The 2,843-nt window shown below is 37.3% G+C and carries 4 protein-coding genes; all 4 read right to left on the bottom strand.

The features are described from left to right. Window positions 1–191: 191 nt before the first annotated feature. Window positions 192–1,235 carry a tyrosine-type recombinase/integrase gene (locus ACFIM8_RS08920; protein ID WP_375614813.1) on the bottom strand — a complete coding sequence of 348 codons (1,044 nt, stop codon included), beginning with the start codon at window positions 1,233–1,235 and terminating at the stop codon, window positions 192–194. A gap of 2 nt (window positions 1,236–1,237) precedes the next feature. Further along, on the bottom strand, window positions 1,238–1,486 hold the full coding sequence (locus ACFIM8_RS08915; RefSeq protein WP_375614812.1) for a hypothetical protein: 249 nt from the start codon (window positions 1,484–1,486) through the stop codon (window positions 1,238–1,240). 74 nt (window positions 1,487–1,560) lie between these two features. Then, on the bottom strand, window positions 1,561–2,016 hold the full coding sequence (locus ACFIM8_RS08910; protein WP_375609811.1) for a hypothetical protein: 456 nt from the start codon (window positions 2,014–2,016) through the stop codon (window positions 1,561–1,563). A gap of 3 nt (window positions 2,017–2,019) precedes the next feature. Next, on the bottom strand, window positions 2,020–2,634 hold the full coding sequence (locus tag ACFIM8_RS08905; RefSeq protein ID WP_375614811.1) for a hypothetical protein: 615 nt from the start codon (window positions 2,632–2,634) through the stop codon (window positions 2,020–2,022). Window positions 2,635–2,843: the final 209 nt, after the last annotated feature.

The raw sequence follows: 2,843 nt of genomic DNA, 5'->3' as shown, positions 1-2,843 counted from the left end.
TAAAAATTCTATTCCCGAACCTTTATTTATTTATCCCGAACCTTTAAAAAAGTCATATAAAATCAAAAAGTTATAGCGCCATAAAAGTGCTGTGGCGGAGGGGGTGGGAGCGTTATATTTATATAAAATCAATAAGTTATATAAAAGTTCGGGAGTTTTGATTCCGTTGATTATTTTAACTTATTTTATGTCTATCCCGAACCTTTTTGTAGCTTTTTGATTGCTTCTATTGCAAGTCGTTTTCTATCAGCTGTTTTGGTATAAAGGGATGCCATTTTATCTTCTGTCCAGCCAAAAAGCGCTTTCATTTGCGAAACTGTCGCACCAGCATTGGCTGCACGTGTTGCTGCTAATTTTCGCAATCCGTGCGCTGATTTTTTAATACCCGCCGCATTACATGCTTCACGAAAGAGGTTGCCAAAACTTTCTTTGACAAGCTTATTTCCACCTTTACCACAAATAAATGTTTCATTACCTATGGGACCAATTTTAAGGGTTTCCTCTAGTTCTGGTAAAATAGGAAGAAAAACATCTGTTTTAAATTGGCTCTTTTCTGTTTTGAGATAAATGATATTATCTTTGACGTCTTTCCAGCCGATACGAACGGCATCACCACGACGCAAGCCTGTATAAAGAAGAACATCAATCCAGACGCGTTCATGTGTACCATGTGACCAACGGTGATAATATTTGTCTATGTCCTCTTCTAGCCATGGCAGTAATCCCTCAATGTTTAAAGATTTTGGTGCTTTTATATTAAAGGCAGGATTTCTATTTAAAAGGGCATTATCAACCGCCCAATTAAAGAGACCGTTTAAAGAGGTCAAAAAATGTTTTGCAGCTGCGGGGGTCTCTCGCCTTCTGTCTACGGCTTCAAGCATGTGTTGTTTGTTTATGCTTTTATATGCACGATTACCGATATGTTTAGAAACATTATTCAGAATTCGATATTTAACTTTTTTAGTAGATTCTGATTGATTATGCCATTGCATGCTTTGTAAATACTGATGCAACAACCAATCGAAAGACCCTTCTGTGAGTCTGGTACGCCTCTTTGTTTTGGAGGAGCCATTTTGAGCTTGCTTAAGAGCAAGCGTATAATTATCGACAAACTCTTGCGTTCCATAGGTTCCTTCAATCCGAAACCGTGGTCCATGACCAATACGTACATACCATATGATTTTACCATGGCGTGTGCGTTCACGAACAAGATGCGGTGGACGGCGTTTTGGCATGGCTAAAACTTTATACCGTCAACAGAGGGACACGATTTGCTGGTATCGTAGTCTTTTTGTTCATTTTCAAGCGGTGGAAAATTGTCAATGCTATAAGTATTATCTATCGTTCTGGGTGTTACGATTTTATTGATATGAATTAATAATTCACCAGTAGGCTTGATTTCTACAACCTCTGCTCCTTGTTTTTTAGCTTCTCGTAAAGCACGTGCAATGGCTGGTTGTGTTATAGTAGGTTGGCGGTGTGCCATATCTGTTCCCCTTCATTTTAGATGCAATTCCCCCGTGGCGTGAATCACGCTTGTGTTAAAAGGATGGTTGGTTGTTAGAAAGGAATGTCGTCTTTTGTTGAAGAGTCGCCGTTCTGGGCGGTCATAGTTTGTTTACAATCTTCTGAATTATCATAAATTTTTACATTGCCATAAATTCTTGAATCGGCATCAATAATCACATTTCCATAAATTTGTGTGTGTCCAAAAATATGTCCATCATATATTTTGACGTTATTATAAATTTTTGCATTGCCAAAAATCTCGGCACAATCACCAATTTGTGCTTTATCATAAACCTTAGCACTATCGTAAATCTTAGCAAAACAATACGCCTTGGCATCATTATAAATCCAGCAATCGTCTTTTTGACTTAAATTGTCTTCATACTCTACAAAGCCGCCAAGGTCGCCTACTTTAACATCACCAAAATCTTTTAATGCACGTATGCGGTAAAGCGTAAGGTATCCATCAAACTCAATTGTTTCATCAGTCAGTTCATATTTTTTCATGGTTTATTGCCTCTCACCTGTTGAAATAATTTCATCATTGATGATCTCTGCGTTTCCCTGAATAAATGCTTCACCACAGATTTTGGCATTTCCCCCAACTTTTGCTCTGATGGAAATCAATGGAATGTCATAAATTTTAGCATTTCCATAAATTTTAGCTTTTCCACTAATAAACGCACCACCGGAAACTTGTGCATTCTCGTAGATTTGTGCACTGGCAAAAACATGAGCATGTCCAAAAATCTGAGCATTGCCAAAAATATTAGTTTGTCCGGTAATATATGCACTACCAAAAATACATGCATTTTCGTAAATATCAGCAATATTATCAATATAAGCATTATCAAAAACCTTGGCTTTGTCATAAACTCTTGCAAAACCATCAGCACAAGCGTTTCCATAAACATGTGCATCTCCCAAAACCTTGGCATAACCATAGATTTTTGCATCATCACCAACCCAGCAATTGCCATCATGTGAAAGATTGCTTTCATTTTGTATAAAACCGCCAAGATTTCCTTTTTTGACGTCTCCAAAATTTTTTAATGCACGAATGCGGTGAAGAGTTTTTCCTCTAAACTCAATTGTTTCATCAGTAAGTTCATATTTCTTTTCCATGGTTTATTTCCTTGATTTGCGTACAATCCACCCATTTCGTGAATCACGCATGACTTAAAAGTGTTAAGAAGGGTGGTGGTGCTAGGAGGCATTTGTGAAGAGAAGCACCTCCATATGTAAAAAATCTGTAAGTTTATTTTTTAGATGTGTTTAATTTCATATTTCCAATCAGGCAATTGAGTAAGAGCTAATGCGAGTTGTCCTCTATG

Origin of the sequence: Bartonella sp. AC535YNZD (assembly GCF_042196625.1) — a bacterium.
In the GTDB taxonomy this organism is placed as follows: domain Bacteria; phylum Pseudomonadota; class Alphaproteobacteria; order Rhizobiales; family Rhizobiaceae; genus Bartonella.
Note: the sequence above shows the minus strand (reverse complement) of the source record. Positions and strands in the feature narration are given on the sequence as shown.